Consider the following 20,811-nt stretch of genomic DNA (forward strand, 5'->3'; position numbering starts at 1 on the left):
CATATAAATATATGAGGCATTTAAAAACAGGAGGCGAGGTTCAAAAAATATATATTGACGGAACCCATCTATACACTCTGGATGGTGCAAAAGGTATATCCATATTCGACATTTCATTTAAATTACTCCCTTTCTTAGTAAAAACTGTTGATACTGGTGGAGGAGTAAATGCTATTCTAAAAAATGGGAACTATTTATATGTAACTGATAAATGGTATGGATTAGAAGTATTTGATATGAAAGATATAAATAAACCAGCAAAAAACAAAAATGAAAAAATCAATCCTATTTTTAAACATTATACTCTTAATACTCCTATTGACTTAAAATTAATAAATGAAAATTATCTTGTAGTTACAGATAATTGGGCGGTTTGGAAATTTTTAATATCTCAAATCCTAAAAAACCAGAATTGGTAAAAATATTTAATTATCATACAGATTTGCAGGGATTATATGTAAAAGGAAATTATCTATATGCTGCTGATAAAAAAGATGGATTAATAATTTTTGACATCAGTAATCCTGAAAATCCGTTAGAAATTTCGTCCAAAAAGACTTTAAATTTAAAATTGTTACCTAAAAAATTAGAAAAGACTTTAAATGATGCTGTTAGTGTTTATATCAGTAACAATACTGCATATATTGCTGATAGACAAAATGGGTTTACGATATTTGATATATCAAACATTGAAAAACCAAAAGTATTATCAAATTACGTTGATGTAAAAGAAAATAATAATGTTATTTTAGGATATACCAATAATTTTATAGTAGAAGATAATAAAGCATATATTGCTGATGGATATAAAGATCTTGTTATTTTGGATATTTCTAATAAATCAAAACCTAAAATTTTATCAATAAATAGAGTATCTGGAAGAACCATGGATGTTGCTAAAAAAGGCAATTATATTTTCCTAGTAACTGATGACGTTGGCTTTGAAACTTTCAAACTTTCAGACTCAACTATAAGTCATTTGCCACCCAAATTTAGAATTAATGGATTTGCAAAAGATATTGAAATAAATGGAGATTATGCATATGTTTCGGTTGACTGGAAATATACTGTGCTGAAAAAGCAAACAATTCCTGTTGGAAAACCAGGCATATATGTAATTAACATAAAAGATAAAAATAATCCTTTTATTGAAAAATAATAAATTTAAATAACGATGGTGTTTTAAAATTACATATTTTTAATAACCTTGGTTTTGCTGCTCTTGGAGAAAACGGATTTGCAATAATTGATTTAAAAACAGAAAAAATTTTATCCCATATAAATACACCTGGAAATACAAAAGATTTATATGTAAAAGATAATTATCTTTATGTTGCTGATGGGAAAAATGGCATGATGATATTTAACATACAGAATCCAGAAAAACCAATTTTCGTAAAAAAAATATTCTGGATGACATTCGGGAGAATACAATAGGATTTTATGGATTGGTTTAAAAATTTGGAATGTGGTGAAGATATTATAGAAAAAACTTATTATAACTGGGAGGGTAATATGTCTAATTCCATTATTTTATTCGAAAATGATAATCACAAATTTATTTACCTTGGTGTAGAAAAAAATAATCTTGAAGGAATTTTTACAAATCAATTCTTAGTTATTCACAATAATGAAGGAATACTGTTAGATCCAGGAGGTGTTCATGTTTTTCCTAGAGTACTCGCAAATGTTTCAGAACACATAGATACAAAAAATATAAAGGCTATTTTTTATACTCATCAAGATCCTGATGTTTCTTCAGGTGTGGCTTTGTGGAGTTCAACTCTGGAAAATGCAAAAATTTATATCTCCGGATTATGGGAAAGATTCTTACCCCATTTTGGTGTTTTTGATCCTTCTATACTTGTTCCTATTGAAGATAAGGGAGGTAAAATAGAATTTTCAGATGGAACAAATTTAGAAATAATTCCTGCACATTTTCTACATTCTCTTGGAAATTTTTCTTTGTATGATCCTATATCAAAAATATTATTTTCAGGAGATATTGGAGTTGGAGTTGTTCAACCTTCAGAAAATAATATCTTCGTTGAAAATTTTAATGATTACAAAAAACATATGGAAGGATTTCATAAAAGATATATGGCATCAAATGCTGCTGCTAAAAAATGGGTAGAAAGAGTTTCAAGGTTGGATGTTGAAATAATGGTTCCACAACATGGATTATTATTCAAAAAAATGAGTATTTGAAATTTCTAGATTGGTTTAAAGAATTAAAATGTGGGTCGATATTATAGACAAAATTTATTAGGAAGTGAGAAAATGAGCGAAAATATATCCAAAAGAATTATAGAAAAAATCGCTGAAAGTATTTATCATGAAAATATTCTTACATCTTTTATAGAAAATCTTGATGAAATTTTAGGAGAAAGATTTGAAGAGGCTAATTCTTTAACCGATAATGTTGGTAATAAAATAATTAGTGCTATCGATAATACGGAAATTATTACCAAAGAAATTGAAAACATGTCTCTTCAAAGCCAGGAGAAAAAAAATGAACTTTCACAACTTAATGAAAATATAATAAAAAAATTAAAAAATATAGGAAATAATCTCAGCGAAGTTAAAAACGATGTTAATGAATCAATAAATATGGTTTCAGATGCCCTCAATAACTTTGATGAAGTAATAGAAATTACAAAAAATATAAACAAAATAGCCCGTAAAACAAATATGTTATCGATTAATGCATCAATTGAAGCAGCGAAAGCTAAAGAACATGGAAGAGGCTTCGCTGTTGTTGCTGAAGAAATACAAAAGTTATCTTCAGAAACAAATGATAGTGCAAAACAAATTAATGAAAAAATAAATATGTTATCAAATGAAATTAAAAATGTGCTGGATAAGATAAATTATATTTCAAAACTTTTTAATGTAGTAGCAGATGTTACTGAAGATTCTTTAGTTGTTCTTGAAAAAAATGAAACTTTCCTTGATGATTTAATAGAATCATTACATTCAAATTCATTATTATTGGAAGATAATATAGGAAATTTGTCCTTATCAAAAGAGGAAATGATGGAATTAATTAATACTATATCTACTTTAAATTCAGTTGTAAAAAATGTGTTGAAAATGCAAAAAACAATAAAAAATATAAAAATTTAATTTTCATTTTTTATAAATTCTAAAGTATTAAATAATTATAAAAAACAACGGCCATTTCGGCCGTTGTTTTTTATTTATTTATTTCCAGCTTACAAAAAAAGTTTTCTTACTATTTTAAATTTATTTTTTGTGTATTTTAGGTTAAAAATATGATATAATTAATATATGCTTTTCATAATATTAATTTTAAAGGGGTATTTTCATGAAAAAATTTTTTATTTTGTTAATGGTGACGTTGTTTTCTTTAGTATTATTTTCTGAGAATATCATATTACAATTAAAGTGGTTTCATCAATTCCAATTCGCAGGATTTTATGTTGCAAAAGAAAAAAAATTTTATTCTGATTATGGACTAAATGTTACTATTAAACAAGGCGGTCCTACTGTAAGCCCTTTAAAAGAGGTTTTAACTGGAAAAGCTCAATTTGGTCTTGAAGGGCCAAACGTTATACAAACTAAAGCTGGGGTAAAAGAATTAAAGTTGTAATGGTCATATTACAGCAGGAACCTGTTTCTTTTATGTCATTAAAATCTTCAGGAATCACAAAGCCAGAAGATTTTAAAGGCAAAGTATTGGGGAGTGCTGGTTTTGCGTATCTTGAATCTCAGCTTTTATTAAAAAAAGCTCAATTATCAAAGAAAGATGTAACCTTTAAACGCTGGACTTTTAATATGGATTCTTTTTATAAAGGAGATTTTGACGTAATACCTATTTATATAACAAATGAACCAGATTTGGCAAGATCAGCGGGTATGCCGTCAATATTATCAAACCATCTGATTATAATATTCACTTTTTTGGTGATACCTTATTTGTCTCTGAAGAATATCTGAAAAATCATCCTGATAACGTACAAAAATTTATTGCGGCTACTTATAAAGGGTGGCTTTATGCCATTAATCATCCAGAAGAAGCCGTAAACTTAATATTAGATAAATATAACACTCAAAAACTTTCAAAAGATCATTTAATGTATGAAGCTAAAGAAATAATAAAATTAGTAAAATCTGGACTTCCTTCTGAAAAGAAAATAGGAACATTTAATAAAAAAGTATGGGAAGAAGTAAACAAAACCATGTTTGAATACAAGGTATCAAAAAAACTTATTGATATTAATGATTTAATTTATGATGAATATATAAATGAAATTGCAAAATAGATTTATAGGAGATGATATTTGTGTTTCACACTTTAAAAAGTAAAATTATAACCTCTATAATATTGGTAATAGCTTTCATGGTTACATTCATTTTATTCATAAATAATAATTCATTTGAAAAAATAATAGAAATTACCAATAACTCTTTTGATTCTATACTTTCCAATGTTTCAAAGAGTTTTGAATCAATGAAAAACGAAACTAATAACATATTAAACACTGCTGTAAAATCCGAAACAGAGAATATGATTACAAATACTGAAAACTTTGTTCAAAAAAGCCTTAATGATTTTAATAAAAAAATTATTAATGAATTAGCGTTAGAAGCGAGGAAATCAGCTATATCCGAAATTACAAAAAAGATTAATTCCAAAGAATCTTTTATTAAAAATAATATTCAAACATATATTTATAATTATGTAAAAAGCATTTCTATGCTACCTTCAATAAAAAATTTCTATGATCTATATGAATACGATCTTGGCTCTGCCGAATCTATTGCCAATGATATTGGAACATTTTTATATCAACAAATAATAGTAATAATAAAGTTTTTAGCAAGTTCATTTTAACTTCTTACGATGGGGCAATATTAATAGATGTCGACTCAAATGGAGATATCTTATTTGATACTGGAGAATATATTGATGAAAAACTTTTTAATAAATTATCTTCTTTAAAAGAAAATCAAATTTCTATAGAAAATATTAATTACAAGGATTATTCTTTTATTATTGGAATTCCTGTATATATTTCTGGTGATTTCAATGGTATCATCTTAATGAAAGGCAATTTTTTAAAACCTATAAAGTCCTTATTAACTGCTCCATCGAAAAATAGTTCTATATTTTTATTAAATGGCAATAATGATATTATTTATCCAGAATATGAAAAATCAAATTTGAATTTCAATTATGGAGTATTTGAAAAAGAGAATAATATTTATGCATTTAAAAAAATAGTAGTTAATGATATTGAATTTACATTATATATGAAGGCTCCTGTTTCTGATTTTAAAAGCAATATTGATATAACAATTTCCAACTTATTATCAGAAAATTTAAAAGATATGAATAATAATTTCAAAGTTCAAAAAGAGCAAAGTTTGAAGAACTTTCAAAAAAGTTTAGACAATATAATACAAAAATATGAAAAAACTATTATTAATGTGGAAAAAGATATTAAATCTGAAACAATTACCGCAAAAGAACATATAAAAAAGCAAAAGAGCGATATTTTTCAATTTATGTTATTTATTGGTATTGGATTTATCTTAATAGGAATATTTATTTCAATTATTCTTGGCAATATTTTATCTAAAGGTATATTAACATTGAATACAACCCTTGATAAAGTAAAAAATGGTGATCTTAGAATTAATACTTCTCACACAGAAGACAAATCTGAAATTGGAAAGATTAAAATTGCTGTAAATACAACTATTGGAGCTTTAAGAAATCTTGTAGGAAAGATTATTGAAACATCTAAAAATTTATCCTCTATTATCAGCTCATTGGGAAATATATCAAATATATTAACCAAAACATCAAATCAAATCCAGAACAACGTCGATAAAATCTCAGAAGATATTAATACAACTTCTGCTGCTATTGAAGAGGTTTTAGCGGGTGCTGAAGATGTTGCTTCTCTTTCTAAAAATGTTTCCGATTTAACAAATGAAGTTGCTCAAAACTCTACAGAAGTCAGTAAAGATGCATCAAATGGAAAAGAGGATATTAAAAAAATCATTTCAGCTATCAATCTAATTACTGATGGGGTAATGGAAACAGCTACAAAAGTAAAGGACTTAAATATATTCACACAAAATATAGAAGAAATTGTCAATGATATCCTATCCATAGCAGAGCAAACCAATTTACTTGCATTAAATGCTGCAATTGAAGCAGCAAGAGCTGGAGAAGCCGGAAAGGGCTTTGCAGTGGTTGCCGATGAAATAAGAACGCTTGCTGAAGAAAGTAAAAATACTACTGATAAAATTGCAGAAATATTGCATTCAAACAAAGAATATGTCAGTGAAATAGATAAAAAAGTCGAACATGTAGTTAATGTATCTAAAGAAGCTAAATTAAATGTAGAAACTGTCGGAAACAGACTTGAATCTATTTTAAATCAAATTGAAAATATTAACAACATGATTAACGATGTTGCTGAAATGTCTAATCATCAGAGTTCATCTGCAAATGAAATTTCAGATGCTGTTGCAAATGTTCACAATTTAATAGAAAATGTTGTAGAAAATATTAATAATATTTTCACTGATATAAATAAATTAGTAGATATCTCAGCAGAAGTTAATAATGATACTGCATCTCTTGAAAGTGTTGACAAAGAATTAACTTCTTTAATAAAAAAATTCAAAGTTTAAAAAAGCAACGGCCGTTTTTGGCCGTTGCTTTTTACATTATTATATCTCTCATTATATCTGCTAATTCTATAAATGATTCCTTCAATGAAGCTCCACCAACTAATCCACCATCTATATTTGGTTTTGTGAACAATCCAAAATAATTATTTGGTTTTACACTTCCCCCATATAAGATAGTAATTGATTCTGCTGTTTCTTCATCATAAATTTCTGACAATAATTTTCTTATATATGCATGAACTTCTTCAGCTTGCTCTGGTGTTGCTACTTTACCTGTTCCAATTGCCCATACAGGTTCATAAGCAATAATCATTTTCTTAGCTTCATCTTTATCTAAACCGTTAAATCCTTCCTTTATCTGTCTTTCTATAACATTAAAGGTTAAATCTTTTTCTCTTTCTTCCAATTTTTCACCTATACAGAAAATCGGTGTTAATCCTTTTTCCAATGCTTTTTTTATTTTCTTGTTTATTATTTCATCTGTTTCACCAAAAATGTTTCTTCTTTCAGAATGACCTAATATAACATATTCAACGCCTATAGCTTTTAACATATCAGCTGAAATTTCACCGGTATAAGCACCACTATCTTCAAAATACATATTTTGTGCGGATACTTTTATATTGGTGCTTGTTGTTAAATCTACTGCTTTTTCTAAAGCCAAGAATGTAGGTGCAATTACAACTTCAAATTTCTTTTCTTTTCCAATATTAGCTGTTAATTTTGAAATAAATTCTGCAGCTTCAATATTTGTTTTATTCATTTTCCAATTACCAGCTAATATATATTTTCTACTATTTATTTTTTTTTTAGATGCAATACTTGCTATTCCTGGTAATTCTTTACCTTCTAAAAATTCCAATGAAGCTCCTCCACCTGTTGAAACGTGAGAAACCTTTCTTTCAAGTCCAAATAACTCTATTGCTGCGGCACTATCTCCACCACCAATTATTGTTGTTGCACCTTCTTCTGTAATATCTGCAACCATCATTGCAACTTCCTTTGTTCCTGTTGCAAAATCTTCTATTTCAAAAACGCCCATAGGACCATTCCATACTACTGTTTTTGCTCCATTTAATTCATCTTTAAATAATTCTATACTTTCTGGACCAATATCTAAACCCATCCAACCATTTTCTATTCCATCATCTATCTTTACAACTTTCTTTTCAACACCAGCTTCTAATTTTTGTGCAATAATTGCATCAACTGGAAGAACGATTTCTACTCCTTTTTCATTTGCTTTTTCTAATAATTCTTTTGCTAAATCAACCTTATCTTCTTCAAATCTTGAAGAACCAATTTCTTTACCTAAAGCTTTTAAAAAAGTAAACATCATAGCTCCGCCAATTAAAATTTTATCTGCTTTTTCTAATAAATTATTTATAACTCCAATTTTATCAGAAACTTTAGCTCCCCTAAAATTACAACATATGGTTTTTCTGGATTTGCTGTTGCTTTTGATAGGAATTTAATTTCTTTTTCCATTAAAAATCCTGCTACACTTGGTATAAATTGAGCAACACCAACATTTGAAGCATGTGCTCTATGAGCTGTTCCAAAAGCATCATTAACATGAATATCTGCTAATTCTGCCCATTGTTTTGCTAATTCTGGATCATTCTTTGTTTCACCCTTCATATATCTTGTATTTTCTAATAACAACACTTCACCTTCATTTAATTCTTCTACTGCCTTTTTTACATTTTCTCCAACTACTTCTGGAACAAATTTTACTTCTTGATTCAACAACTCCCCTAATCTTTCTGCTACTGGCTTTAAAGAGAATTCTGGCTTTGGCTCGCCTTTTGGTCTTCCTAAATGAGATAATAGGATAACTTTTGCACCTTCATTTAAAACATGTTTTATTGTTGGTAATGCTGCTTTTATCCTTTTATCATTTGTAATAACTCCGTCTTTCATTGGAACATTAAAATCTACTCTCATTATTACCTTTTTTCCTTTTAAATTTAAATCCTTAATTGTCATTTTTTCCATTGTTTTTCTCCCCCTTTATCAAATTATTTTCATTTCAAAAAAGGGGACTAAAAAGCCCCCTTTACTATTTTATTAAAGTAATTCTGCCATTCTTGCTGCTAAATCAACAACTCTTGATGAATAACCATATTCATTGTCGTACCAGGAAGCAACTTTTACTAATGTTCCACCCATAACTTTAGTTAATGTTGCATCAAAAATACCTGAGTATGTTGTTCCAATAATATCTGAAGAAACAATCATTTCTTCATTGTATCCTAATATACCTTTTAAGTATGTTTCTGCTGCTTCTTTCATAACTGCATTTACTTCTTCTGCTGTTGTTTCTTTTTCAACTGTAACTGTTAAATCTGTTATTGATCCATCTGGTGTTGGAACTCTCATTGCAATACCATCTAATTTACCCTGTAATTCTGGAATAACAACTCCTACAGCTTTTGCAGCACCTGTTGTAGTTGGAATAATATTAACTGCAGCTGCTCTTGCTCTTCTTAAATCTGAATGTGGTAAATCTAAAACTCTTTGGTCGTTTGTAAATGAATGAACTGTTGTTAATAAACCAGTTTTTACACCAAATTTATCATTTAATACTTTTATTACAGGAGCTATTGAGTTTGTTGTACATGAAGCATTTGAAACTACTACATGTTCTTTTGATAATAATTCGTCATTAACTCCTAAAACAACTGTTAAATCTACTTCTCCTTTAGCTGGAGCAGTTATAATTACTTTTTTTGCTCCTGCTTCGATATGTGGCATTGCTTTTTCTTTGTTTCTGAAAACTCCTGTTGACTCGATAACAATATCAACACCTAAATCTTTCCATGGTAAATTTGCAGGATTTTTTTCTGCAAATACTTTTATTTCTTTTCCATTAACAACAAATCCTGTTTCTGAAACTTCTACTGTACCATCAAATTTTCCATGAACACTATCGTATTTTAATAAGTGAGCCAAAGTTTTTGGATCTGTTAAATCATTTATAGCTACAACATCAAAATTTCCTCTTTTCATCATTTCTCTAAATACTACTCTCCCAATTCTCCCAAAACCGTTAATAGCAATCTTTATACCCATTTAACAACACCTCCTGATTTATGATAAATTGTTATTTTTTTCTCTAAGTATATTATATACCTCATATTTAAAGGTTATATTTTGCATTTTTAAAGTTTTATAGTTGATTATATTTAAATATTGTTAATTATATACCTAAATTTAATCCGCCTAAATATTTTTGTGATATTTTTTCTGTTTCTTCTTCCTTATATTTTTTAGCCTTTTCTATAGCTTCATTTGTTGCGGCAATAATCATATCTTTTATTATCTCAAATTCCTCATCTGCTAGCTCTTCAGAAATAACGATATCTTTTACTCTTAAATCACCTGTCACTATTACTTTAACAACACCGCCACCGCTTGTTGCGTCAAATTCTTTTATTGAAAGTTCTGCTTCAAAGGATTTTAATTCCTGTTCCATTAATTCTTGAGTTTTCTGTGCTTCTTGCATTAATTTCATTATGTCATTTTTTTTACCGCCAGAAGATTTTAAACTTCTTCCGCCTAAACCTCTTATTTTTTTAGCCATTTCTTTCCCCTCTCTTTTTTTATTTATTTTATTAAATATAGTCTATTACCTGTTATCAGTTATATTATACCATAAATCTCAAATTTTAACGATTATGTCTAAATAAATTAAAAAATCGCTTTCTCTTATGAAAAATTTTTCATATTTTATTTATAACAAAAAAGCTGCCTCGCAAGAGGCAGCCTGGATTATTTTTTATTAATATGCTGGCATATCTGGCATTTCTGGTGCTTTTTCTTCCTTTGGTTCATCAACAACTAAAACTTCTGTTGTTAATAACATTGAAGCAATTGATGCTGCATTTTGAACTGCACTTCTTGTAACTTTTGCAGGATCAATAATTCCTTTTTCAAACATATCTACAAATTCGTCATTTAATGCATCATAACCATATGATGGTTCATCTTTAGCTAATACTCTGTCGATTATAATAGCTCCATCCACTCCAGCATTTAATGCAATTTGTCTAATTGGTGCTTCTAATGCATTATATACAACTTTTGCACCTATTAACTCGTCACCTTCTAATTCATCTAATAATGGAGCTACTGCTTTTTTAGCTCTTAATAATGTTACTCCACCACCAGGAACAATACCTTCTTCAACAGCTGCTCTTGTTGCTGATAATGCATCTTCAATTCTGTGTTTCTTTTCTTTTAATTCAGTTTCTGTTGCAGCACCAACTTTAATTACCGCTACACCGCCAGCCATTTTTGCAAGTCTTTCCTGTAATGTTTCTTTTTCATATTCTGATGTTGTATTTTCAATTTGTGCTTTGATTTGTTTGATTCTTTCTTTTATATTTTCTTCGTCGCCTTTTCCACCAACGATAATTGTATCGTCTTTTCTTACTTTAACCATGTCTGCTCTACCTAAGTCATTTAATGTGATGTTTTCTAATGTTAATCCAACTTCTTCACTAATTACAACTCCACCTGTTAATATTGCAATATCCTGTAACATAGCTTTTCTTCTGTCACCGAAACCTGGTGCTTTTACAGCAACTGATTCTAATGTTCCTCTTAATTTATTTAATACTAATGTTGATAATGCTTCACCTTCAACATCTTCAGCAATGATTACTAATGGTTTTCCAGCTTGTGCAACTTTTTCTAATACTGGAATTAATGGTTTTACTGTTGAGATTTTTTTATCTGTAATTAAGATATATGGCTCTTTCATTATTGCTTCCATTTTTTCTGTATCTGTTACAAAATATGGTGAAATATAACCTCTATCAAATTGCATACCTTCTGTGAAATCAACAAATGTTTCCATTGTTTTTGAATCTTCTACTGTGATAACTCCATCTTCACCAACTTTATCCATTGCATCTGCTATTAGATTTCCGATTTGTTCATTATTTGCTGAAATTGAAGCAACATGTGCGATATCTTCTTTACTTGATAATTTTTTGCTCATGTTACCTATTTCTTCTACAGCTTTTTCTGCTGCTTTTTGAATTCCATTTTTCATTAACATTGGGTTAGCACCAGCTGCAACATTTTTCAAACCTTCTCTTATCATTGCTTGAGCTAATACTGTAGCTGTTGTTGTACCATCACCTGCAACATCATTTGTTTTTGATGCTACTTCTTTAACTAATTGTGCACCTAAATTTTCAAATTTATCTTTTAATTCGATTTCTTTTGCTATAGAAACACCATCGTTTGTTATTGTTGGTGAACCCAGCTTTTTTCTAATACTACATTTCTTCCTTTAGGTCCTAATGTTATTTTAACAGCATTTGCTACTTTATCTACACCTCTTTCAAGAGCTCTTCTTGCTTCTTCTGAAAACATCATCATTTTAGCCATTTCACAACACCTCCTCAGTCTTCATATTTTGCTAAAATATCGTCTACGTCAATTAAAATATAATCTTCGTCGTCTATCTTAATTTCTGTTCCAGAATATTTTGCAAAGATTACATGATCACCTACATTAATTTCTACATCATCATCTATATTTCCAACTGCAACAACTTCAGCTCTCATAGGTTTTTCTTTTGCAGTATCTGGTAAAACAATACGCCTTCTGTTTTTTTCTCTTCAATAACAGGTTTTATTAATAATCTGTTACCTAATGGTTTTACATTCATTCAAATCACCTCCTTATTTAATTTTTAATTTTTATTTTTTAGCAGTCAATATACCCGAGTGCTAATTTCCATTGATATGATACCCTTTCTTGAAAAAATATTCAAGTTTGATTATTACTAATTATAACTTATTAATGAAAATTATTTGCATTTATAGCTTAAATTCTCATTTTTTCTTTATATTTATTTTTTTGTCCAAATTATTTCATTATTTCTATCATCATATATTTCATTTATATCTTCTGGAACAGTTAAGTCCTCAGAATATTTCTTTAAAACTTCAATAATTAAATCTTTAGGTAATGATGATATTACCCATAAATCACTTAATAAAATTCTCTTGTCATTTTTCACTGGAGCTTTTATTATTGAACTTTCTATAGCTTTTAAGAATATCGATAAATCTTCTTCTTTATAAAATCCTTTACCAGTATCTGCACCATAATTAATAGGCATTCTTTCTCCCTCCTTTTTTCCTTATAGAATTTATTTATTACTATCAGTTACATTATATCATTGATAAATTTCTATTTAATTAAAAATAATTATAAACACACAAAAACCAGGGAGGATTCCCTGGTTTTTGTATTTAAAATACTATCTTGTACTCTTTCTTTTTACAAATTCAGTATATAAAGAAATTCTTACTGGATGCGTATTTTCATTTAACATCAACTCATATAATCTTTTAAAAGCCATATTTCCCATTTCTTGCTTAAAAACTTTTACTGTAGTTAAAGATGGTTTATATTTTTTCGCCCTTGGTATATCATCAAATCCTATAATAGATATATCATCTGGTATTTTTATATTATATTTTTTCAATTCGTCCATTATTCTAATTGCAGTCATATCATTCGATGCGAATATTGCCTCTGGAATTTCAGTTTCTATTATCTTTTTCAATACGATATCTATATTATTATTGATATCATCATATTCATAATATACAGGAGTTAATCCAGCAGAAATCATCGCCTCTGTATAACCATTATATCTGCTTTTAAACCCATATGAATTCAATGGACCATGGATGTGAACTATATGCTTCATACCTTTTTTAATCAAATAATTTACAGCATAAAAAGCACCCGTAAAACTATCGGGAGAAATACTATCTATCTTTTCACCTAAAATATAATGATCCAATAAAATTATGGGTTTTTTAAAAATTTTATAATTATTCAAAATTTCTTTTGTAACATCACCACCAATAAGAATATATCCATCATATCCTTTTTCTGGACTCTCTAATAAAATTTCTTTTACATTTATCCCATAAATAGTTGCCATACCTTTTATCTCTTTTAGAATAATTCCATAAAATTGGCCTATTTCATCGTTAGAATCCTTTATTAATTCCATTCTTTTACTAAGACTTATAGCTATTCTAAATTGTTTTTTACTATGAGCTAAAGCTTTAGCTGAAAATTGTGGTCTAAATCCTAGTTTTTCTATTGCGTATAAAACTTTCGCTCTTGTTTCTTCGTTAACTTTTGCACTATTATTAATAACCCTCGATACAGTTGCTTTAGATACTCCAGCTAATCTGGCAACATCATTTATTGTCGCCATCATTCCACTCCTCACGAACTGAATATAATTTCCTTTATTATTCTTTTTAATGTTTCAAAACTAAATTCCTTTTTTCCAATTTCAAAATTTTTATTTACAATGTTATAATATTTTTCTCTATCAAATAAAATTTCAATACTCTTTTCTGACGCTTTTTCTAAAACACTTTCATTTATTTCTATAAAACTTCCATTTCTATTATATTTATTCCCTAAATTTACATATTCCAAACCTGAAGACTTAATATCACTTAAAAATATTTCATATTCGAATAAAATCACAGGTCTTTTAACTATAATTGCTTCAAGTAATTGATTCCCCACCCTTCCAATATTGATGGATATGTAATTATATCAGAAATATTATACAAATCCCAAAAACTCCAAATTCCTTTTTCTACAGATTTATACATATCAATTATTTTAACATTCATATTTTTTGCCTTTTCATAAAGCTCATTTTTATATTTCTCATCTTCACACATACCTGAAAAAACTAAATAAATATTTCCATCAAATATCTTTCCATTATATAATTTTTTTCCAATAAAATCTCTTATTTTTAATTGTACTTTATTTATAAGATCTATTGCCAATTCAATAGCTTTTCGTCTTGTTATCCGCGTTGCTTGAAGGAATACCACACTTCCTTCAGAAATACCAAATTGTTTCCTTATTCTTTCATTTAATTTTTCACTCATTTCAAAAGGTTTATCAAAATCCATAACATTAGGAACTACTATAGCTTTTATGTTTTTCCTTTTTAAAACTTCTTCTTTAGCAATTGTATTAATTACCATATGTTTAATGTTTTCACCTGTCGGAGGACAGTATTCCCATAACAAATTCATAATTTTTTTCGATGTTGCGTTCAAAAAATATTCTCTTTCCCACCAGAAATCATGATGATGGGAAATAAATATTTTATCTGGATGTGCTTTTGAAAATTCATATAAAGCTATAGCAACAGGCAAATATGCTCCTAATGACCAGATATTATTTGGAAATATTACATCGTAATTAATTAGTTTTTGATTAAATATTTCCACTATCTCTTTACTTTTTTCCATTATGAAATTTAGTAATTCATCTTCAGTAAAATTTTCTAATTTTTCAAATGCATTCTTATTAATCAATCTAAATTCTGGAATTTCAAATCCTATTTTTTTAATATTTAAATCTACTCCTTTATTGTTATTGCCAGCTACAATATCCACTTTATGCCCCATTTCTTCTAATACTTTTTTCCATTTTTCCATTTCAAGCGAAACACCATCCATTAACCCTCCACGATAATGTAATAACGCCATATTCATATTTTCATCCCCTAATTCTTTTTTCTGTTTCTATATCAAAAAGCATAATTCTATCCTCATCAAAACTAATGTTAATAACATCATTTGCTTTGTATTTAGGAAATGATGGAGCAACTATTTTAACTATTTGATCACCAATTTCAAGGGCTACTATTTGATGCGATCCCTGTGGCTCAACAACTAATATTTTTTCAGTGAAATATGAGTTTTCTCTATTTTCAACTATTTCAAAACTTTCTGGTCTAATCCCCAATATCACCTGATTCTTATTATAATTATTTAATAAATTTTTTATTTTATTTGGCAATGCAAATTCTAAATTTTCATTAAATACTTTAAGTTGATTATTTTCATGTTTTATATTCATTTTAAAAAAATTAGTAGGGGGTGTTCCAATAAAACCCGCAACAAAAACATTTTCACTATCAAAATATACTTCATCTGGCGTACCAACCTGTTCGATATGCCCATTTCTCATTACAACAATTCTATCTGCCATCGATAATGCTTCTGATTGATCATGCGTAACAAAAATTGTAGTTGCTCCTGTTTTACTATGAATTGCTTTTAATTCCGTTCTCATTTTCACTCTAAGTTTTGCATCAAGATTTGAAAGTGGCTCATCCATAAGGAATATTTTTGGTTTAACAGCTAATGCACGGGCTAATGCAACTCTTTGCCTTTGCCCTCCTGATAATTGTCTGGGATATCTCTCAAGATATTCTTCTATTTTAACCATAGCTGCAACTTCTCTAACCACAGTATCTATATTTTCTTTTGGCTCTTTTTTTAATCTTAATGGAAAAGCTATATTTTCATAAACAGTCATATGCGGCCATACAGCATAACTTTGAAAAACCATACTAACTTCTCTTTTTCTTGGCTCCAAATAGGTTACATCATTACCATCTATTATTACCTGTCCTTCTGTAACTTCTTCTAACCCAGCAATCATACGCAATGTTGTTGTTTTTCCACAACCTGATGGTCCAAGAAAAACAATAAATTCTCCCTCATTTACTTTTAAATTTACATTCTTTGCGCCCCATATATTTTTCCCATATCTTTTAGAAAGTTTAATAAGTTCTAATGTGGCCATATCTCATCTCTCCTTATTTTTATTCTTATTTTCATACTCTCACTCCACCCCACATCTGAAGTATATAACGTCTTATTATAAGCGTAAAAATTACTGCTGGTAATGCCAGAGAGACTCCACCTGCTGCACTTAAGTTTATTAAACCTTTAGCCCTACTAAAGTCTGATAAACAACTACTGGAAAAGTTGGATTAAATTGAGTTAGAACTATTGCCTGTGCTGTTTCTGCCCAACTACCAATAAATGCATACATAGCACTTGCAGCAAGACCAGGTAATGCTAAAGGAAGTGTTATTTTTATAAATGCACCAAATCTCGAAGTGCCAAATATCATAGCTGCTTCTTCCAATTCAACAGAAATTCCCATAAATATACTTGCAGTAATCCAGATAGTCATTCCTATTTGTCCAACAGAATATACAAGAGATAAGCCTATTGGTTTATCATAAAACCCATGTTTATTAATATGATAACCATTGGCATTGCTATAGAAATACCTGGAAACATACGTACAAATAAAACACTTAACTTGAGCCAATTTTTACCTTTAAAATAATATCTTGCAAAGGCATATCCAGCCATTCCGCCTATTGTTAAAGATATTAAAACAGTAAGAACTGCCACTTCAATACTTCTTATTAAAGCTGGAATAGCATCACTGGTTACCCTAAAAAATGTCACGTAATTATCAAATAACTTTTTAGGAACAGTAAAATGCACAGTACCAAGTTTATCAAAATCTTTTTCAACCTCTTCAATCCTTTTTTCCACTTTTTCTATTTCTTCGTTCTTCTCATTAATAGTTTCTTTTATTTGTTTTATTAAATCATCCATGCCACCTATTTTCTGAGCCATTTCAAGCTTTTCCATCAATCGTCCTACTTCAACATTCAAAGTATTTTGCTTTTTTATCAATTCAGTTTTTTCTGAAATTATTTGTCTTAATTTATCAGAATTTTTTCTGAAATTTCTTTTAATTTTTTAACTGTTTTTCAAATAATTCTTCTTTTATTACACTATTTGTTTTTCTTCTTATAAACGTTTGAAGTTCTTCGAATTTATTCGTTTCAAGTAAAGTTACATATATTTTTTTCGAAGGACTATAAACCCTATAATATATTTATTATCATTTGAAGCCTCAAGGCGAAAATGATTGAAGAATGATGGTATTAATCGAGTAGGCCAATCATACGCTTCTTGATCAGACATTAAAGATATAGTAACAAGAAAATATATAGGAGTAATTATAATCAAAATTATTCCTGTAACTACTATATAAAATAATGTTGTATATAGTATTTTTTTATATGATTTACTTTTGTACATTTATATTTCCTCCCTTTCGAAGGCCCAGAAACTTTTAAATAAATTATTGAAACTATGGACACTATTATAGAAACTATAACCGAATAAGCAAGAGCTACTCTATAAAAACCAAGAACCTGTTTTTTATAAAAAACAACTTCTTCTAAAAGAACTGGTATTCTTCTATAACCATATATCATTACAATAATTAACCACACTTGAATGGCTGAAATTATTCTTAAAATTAATGCTGTTTGAATGCTGGATTTTAACATTGGCATTGTTATTTTTTTCAAAACTGTAAATTTTGTACCACCAAAAATATATCCCGCTTCAATTGAATCTTTCGGAATACTCTGTAATCCAGCCAATAATATAACCATCATAAAAGGGATAACCTGCCAGGCATCAATCAATATAATTAACATTAATGACTGAAAATCATTTCCAGCTAAAAATAAAATTTTATGATTGGCATCAATTATACCAAAATGATATAAAATACTATTTATCCAACCATACGAAGCAAAACCACTTGACCACATGGCACCAACAGCTACTGCTGGTAATGCCATAGGAATAAGTGATATAGATAATAAAATTTGAGATCCTTTAAATTTTTTATTTATAATTAGCGCCAGAGATAGTGCTATAAGAAATTCTAAAGTTACTGAAATTACAACAAAAATAGTAGTATTAAATACAGCTTGTTTAAAAAATGGATCTTTAAAAATATATATATAATTATTTAAAGTAAAAATATTACTTTCATCAAAAAAACTATATATTATTGCTGTTAAAACAGGTCTAAACCAAAAAATTATATAAAATAATATAGTCGGAGTAATCAAAAGATATGGAACCCATTTTTTTTCCAGTGTATTTTTCAAAATCATCACTCCTTTACTAAAGGGGCGCTCCTAGAACGCCCCTACCTCAAAAAATATTTATTTTCTCATTGCATCAATTTTAAATTGATACAATTCCATTAAATCTGGTTCAAATTTTTTATCTTCTAATATCATCTTCTTAAATAAGTCATCATAAACAAGCTTTACCTGTCCCCAATCTTTCCACATTGGAGCAATATAAGATAAAACTCCTTCATTCATAACTTTAACTGCATTTTTTATAATTATATCTTTTGGATCATTCCCAAGATATTTAATAGCTTCATCAACAGGTGGAATGAATCCTCCAGTTCCTTTACTTGCTTTCAACATAATATCTGGTCTTGTCATATATTCTACAAATTTTAATGCTAAATCAAAATGTTTTGTTCCTTTAACAATTGCAAATCCACTTGTACCTGCAACAGAACCTCTACCTGCTGGACCTTTTGGTGCAGGAGCAACAATAAATTGAGTTGGATTGCTATTATATACTTCACCTACACGAGCACAATGTGCTACTGTCATCCATGTTTCTTCTCTTTTCATTGGAGGTCTGGTATCATCATAAGTCTTTATAGCTGGTGAAAATGCATCTTTCATTTTATATACTAAATACCATGCTGCCATAGAACCAGGATTGTCTAAATTTGGCCAGTCTGCTCCATAAGATAATGCTATTGCACCGATTTGATATATCAAAGATTTCATAGGAACACCTGTAACTGCAAACTTTCCTTCACCTTCTGCTTTAGCTACTAAATTTGCCCATTCTGCTAATTCTTCCCATGTAATATTGTTTATATCTATATCTTCTGGTTTATACTTCAAAGCCTTCTTGTTTATCAATGTTAGGTAAACATCTGCTCCTACTGGTAAGAAATATCTATGACCATTAAATACTGTCATTGAATCAAAACCCTTTGAAAAATGTCTGTCTGTCCATTTTTTTACATATGGTGTTAAATCATATACATAACCATTGTTTACTGCTTTTGGCATATTTGATGCATATAAGATAATTACATCTGTTGTAACTTTATTTGTTTCTGTTTGCACTTTTAATTGATCTAAAATACTCTGATCATCCATGGTTTGAAACTTTACTTTTACTCCATACATATCTTCAAATGGTTTGATAATTTCATTAATAATATACTCTTTTTCTGTAGGTGGTGTCCATAATCTTGAAGTTACTACTAGAGTTTCAATACTAAATCCTATTACCATAAGTGAAATAATTAAAAAAGTGATAATAAACTTTTTCATATCCATTCCCCCTCTTAAAATTTTGGCATTTTTATGCCTCTATATTATATAATATCACTTTATGAAACCGCTTTCAAATCTAATAATACAGATTTACATTTAATAAAACCCTTTTAAGGTAAAATATTAATTTTTTATTCACATTTCTGCGATTTTATGATACAAAAAAAATATGTTAATATTAATATAAAAAGGAGGGATTTCATGAATTTTATCAATTATGTGAATTATCAAAAAGATTTAAACGAAAAATCTAAAATTTTTTTAATAAAAAACTGGAAAATTGGAGAAGGAATTTTTAAAAAAGTTGATATTCAAGGAAATTATATTGATTTTTTTGGAAATACTGTTCTCATATTTTTAGAAAAAGAAGAAATTGATCTTATTGAAAAAATTCAAAATAAGTTATATTCTAAAATTGGTAATTTATTAGCTAGACCATTGACCCCTCGACATTTCATGTTACTATTCATGATTTATGTAATCCTTTTACTTCAAAAAATAATGTTCCATGCATAAACGATACTAAAAAGAAAATTCAAAAACTTTTTATAGATGATTTTAAAAAATATATAAATGCAACGATTAAACTTGAGTCTATTGGATTATTTCACGGAGGTTCAGCAATAGGAATTCAATTTGTTCCTTCTTCAAATAGGGATTTCAACATTTTAATGGATATATACAATAAAATAGATAAAATATTCCCGTTAAATTCAATTTTAATTCCGCATGTAACTCTTGGATATTATAAACCTATAAATTATTCTTTAGAAGAAAAACAAAAAATAAAAAAAGCTATAGAAAATATATCCTCTAATATATCTTTAAATCTTAAAATAGAAAACTTAACTCTACAAAATTTTTATACAATGAATGATTATAGAGAAGTTTTCACATTAAAAAAATTGTAGTGCACACTTTCTGTGTGCACTACTTATTAAAATATAGGGATAAGTAATCATCGACAAAATTTATCCACAACTTTTCCACATCAATAG

The 20,811-nt window shown here is 28.2% G+C and carries 21 protein-coding genes and 5 pseudogenes; 12 read left to right on the top strand and 14 right to left on the bottom strand.

Going from position 1 to position 20,811, the window contains the following annotated elements; translation table 11 throughout:
- The first annotated feature begins 11 nt into the window (after window positions 1–11).
- The 10 genes and pseudogenes from DJ007_RS10815 (at window position 12) to DJ007_RS10860 (ending at window position 6,672) form a co-directional block, all read left to right on the top strand.
- Entirely contained in the window at window positions 12–419 is a 408-nt protein-coding gene (locus DJ007_RS10815; protein WP_129409564.1) for an LVIVD repeat-containing protein, read from the top strand.
- Complete coding sequence (locus tag DJ007_RS10820; RefSeq protein ID WP_165974131.1) at window positions 374–1,159, top strand: LVIVD repeat-containing protein; 786 nt, start codon at window positions 374–376, stop codon at window positions 1,157–1,159. Before DJ007_RS10815 ends, DJ007_RS10820 begins: the two co-directional genes overlap by 46 nt.
- Before the next feature lie 119 nt (window positions 1,160–1,278).
- The gene (locus DJ007_RS20425) at window positions 1,279–1,437 is read left to right on the top strand and encodes a hypothetical protein (protein ID WP_368359836.1); all 159 of its coding nucleotides are present in this window, start codon (window positions 1,279–1,281) and stop codon (window positions 1,435–1,437) included.
- Between the two features lie 78 nt (window positions 1,438–1,515).
- Complete coding sequence (locus tag DJ007_RS10830) at window positions 1,516–2,208, top strand: oxygen-binding di-iron domain-containing protein (protein ID WP_240739533.1); 693 nt, start codon at window positions 1,516–1,518, stop codon at window positions 2,206–2,208.
- A 72-nt stretch (window positions 2,209–2,280) separates the two neighbouring features.
- Entirely contained in the window at window positions 2,281–3,126 is an 846-nt protein-coding gene (locus tag DJ007_RS10835; protein WP_129409566.1) for a methyl-accepting chemotaxis protein, read from the top strand.
- Between the two features lie 202 nt (window positions 3,127–3,328).
- A complete protein-coding gene (locus tag DJ007_RS10840; protein ID WP_129409567.1) occupies window positions 3,329–3,613 on the top strand; it encodes an ABC transporter substrate-binding protein in 285 nt (94 codons plus the stop codon).
- Window positions 3,614–3,645: 32 nt separating this feature from the next.
- Window positions 3,646–3,983 (top strand): annotated as a pseudogene (locus tag DJ007_RS10845) (ABC transporter substrate-binding protein); the annotation flags it as partial.
- A 114-nt stretch (window positions 3,984–4,097) separates the two neighbouring features.
- Window positions 4,098–4,286 carry a hypothetical protein gene (locus DJ007_RS14835; protein ID WP_165974132.1) on the top strand — a complete coding sequence of 63 codons (189 nt, stop codon included), beginning with the start codon at window positions 4,098–4,100 and terminating at the stop codon, window positions 4,284–4,286.
- Between the two features lie 20 nt (window positions 4,287–4,306).
- Window positions 4,307–4,858, top strand: a complete 552-nt coding sequence (locus DJ007_RS10855; protein ID WP_129409569.1) for a hypothetical protein — start codon at window positions 4,307–4,309, stop codon at window positions 4,856–4,858.
- 209 nt (window positions 4,859–5,067) lie between these two features.
- Complete coding sequence (locus DJ007_RS10860; RefSeq protein WP_129409570.1) at window positions 5,068–6,672, top strand: methyl-accepting chemotaxis protein; 1,605 nt, start codon at window positions 5,068–5,070, stop codon at window positions 6,670–6,672.
- Window positions 6,673–6,703: 31 nt separating this feature from the next.
- Here the strand turns inward: DJ007_RS10860 and tpiA are convergent, their stop codons facing one another.
- From tpiA to DJ007_RS10920, 14 genes and pseudogenes are all read right to left on the bottom strand, one after another.
- A complete protein-coding gene (gene tpiA / locus DJ007_RS20430) occupies window positions 6,704–7,435 on the bottom strand; it encodes a triose-phosphate isomerase (RefSeq protein ID WP_206076369.1) in 732 nt (243 codons plus the stop codon).
- Between the two features lie 138 nt (window positions 7,436–7,573).
- Window positions 7,574–8,670 (bottom strand): annotated as a pseudogene (locus DJ007_RS20435) (phosphoglycerate kinase); the annotation flags it as partial.
- Window positions 8,671–8,742: 72 nt separating this feature from the next.
- Window positions 8,743–9,747 carry a type I glyceraldehyde-3-phosphate dehydrogenase gene (gene gap, locus DJ007_RS10870; protein WP_129409571.1) on the bottom strand — a complete coding sequence of 335 codons (1,005 nt, stop codon included), beginning with the start codon at window positions 9,745–9,747 and terminating at the stop codon, window positions 8,743–8,745.
- 127 nt (window positions 9,748–9,874) lie between these two features.
- Window positions 9,875–10,258 (bottom strand): YbaB/EbfC family nucleoid-associated protein, encoded by a 384-nt coding sequence (locus DJ007_RS10875; RefSeq protein ID WP_129409572.1) that lies wholly within the window; start codon window positions 10,256–10,258, stop codon window positions 9,875–9,877.
- A 198-nt stretch (window positions 10,259–10,456) separates the two neighbouring features.
- A pseudogene (groL, locus tag DJ007_RS10880) lies at window positions 10,457–12,075 on the bottom strand (chaperonin GroEL).
- 14 nt (window positions 12,076–12,089) lie between these two features.
- A pseudogene (gene groES, locus DJ007_RS10885) lies at window positions 12,090–12,358 on the bottom strand (co-chaperone GroES).
- A 183-nt stretch (window positions 12,359–12,541) separates the two neighbouring features.
- Window positions 12,542–12,814: a hypothetical protein gene (locus DJ007_RS10890; protein WP_129409573.1), complete on the bottom strand. Its 273-nt coding sequence runs from the start codon at window positions 12,812–12,814 to the stop codon at window positions 12,542–12,544.
- Window positions 12,815–12,955: 141 nt separating this feature from the next.
- Window positions 12,956–13,936 carry a LacI family DNA-binding transcriptional regulator gene (locus tag DJ007_RS10895; RefSeq protein ID WP_240739534.1) on the bottom strand — a complete coding sequence of 327 codons (981 nt, stop codon included), beginning with the start codon at window positions 13,934–13,936 and terminating at the stop codon, window positions 12,956–12,958.
- A gap of 8 nt (window positions 13,937–13,944) precedes the next feature.
- The gene (locus DJ007_RS16230) at window positions 13,945–14,256 is read right to left on the bottom strand and encodes a hypothetical protein (protein WP_206076333.1); all 312 of its coding nucleotides are present in this window, start codon (window positions 14,254–14,256) and stop codon (window positions 13,945–13,947) included.
- Window positions 14,226–15,248 (bottom strand): glycosyltransferase, encoded by a 1,023-nt coding sequence (locus DJ007_RS10900; RefSeq protein WP_206076334.1) that lies wholly within the window; start codon window positions 15,246–15,248, stop codon window positions 14,226–14,228. Before DJ007_RS10900 ends, DJ007_RS16230 begins: the two co-directional genes overlap by 31 nt.
- Before the next feature lie 4 nt (window positions 15,249–15,252).
- The gene (locus DJ007_RS10905) at window positions 15,253–16,347 is read right to left on the bottom strand and encodes an ABC transporter ATP-binding protein (RefSeq protein WP_129409574.1); all 1,095 of its coding nucleotides are present in this window, start codon (window positions 16,345–16,347) and stop codon (window positions 15,253–15,255) included.
- A gap of 31 nt (window positions 16,348–16,378) precedes the next feature.
- Window positions 16,379–17,672, bottom strand: a pseudogene (locus DJ007_RS20865) (carbohydrate ABC transporter permease).
- Complete coding sequence (locus DJ007_RS10915; RefSeq protein ID WP_240739537.1) at window positions 17,618–18,541, bottom strand: carbohydrate ABC transporter permease; 924 nt, start codon at window positions 18,539–18,541, stop codon at window positions 17,618–17,620. Before DJ007_RS10915 ends, DJ007_RS20865 begins: the two are co-directional and overlap by 55 nt.
- A gap of 57 nt (window positions 18,542–18,598) precedes the next feature.
- On the bottom strand, window positions 18,599–19,810 hold the full coding sequence (locus DJ007_RS10920) for an ABC transporter substrate-binding protein (protein ID WP_129409576.1): 1,212 nt from the start codon (window positions 19,808–19,810) through the stop codon (window positions 18,599–18,601).
- 204 nt (window positions 19,811–20,014) lie between these two features.
- On the opposite strand from DJ007_RS10920, the gene DJ007_RS10925 reads away from it, so the two are divergent.
- Together DJ007_RS10925 and DJ007_RS10930 are read left to right on the top strand one after the other, a co-directional pair.
- Window positions 20,015–20,329, top strand: coding sequence for a hypothetical protein (locus DJ007_RS10925; RefSeq protein WP_129409577.1), 315 nt, complete (start codon window positions 20,015–20,017; stop codon window positions 20,327–20,329).
- A gap of 155 nt (window positions 20,330–20,484) precedes the next feature.
- Entirely contained in the window at window positions 20,485–20,724 is a 240-nt protein-coding gene (locus tag DJ007_RS10930; protein WP_129409578.1) for a hypothetical protein, read from the top strand.
- The last annotated feature ends 87 nt before the right edge of the window (window positions 20,725–20,811 follow it).

Source organism: Marinitoga lauensis (genome assembly GCF_004135675.1).
GTDB classification, from domain to species: domain Bacteria; phylum Thermotogota; class Thermotogae; order Petrotogales; family Petrotogaceae; genus Marinitoga; species Marinitoga lauensis.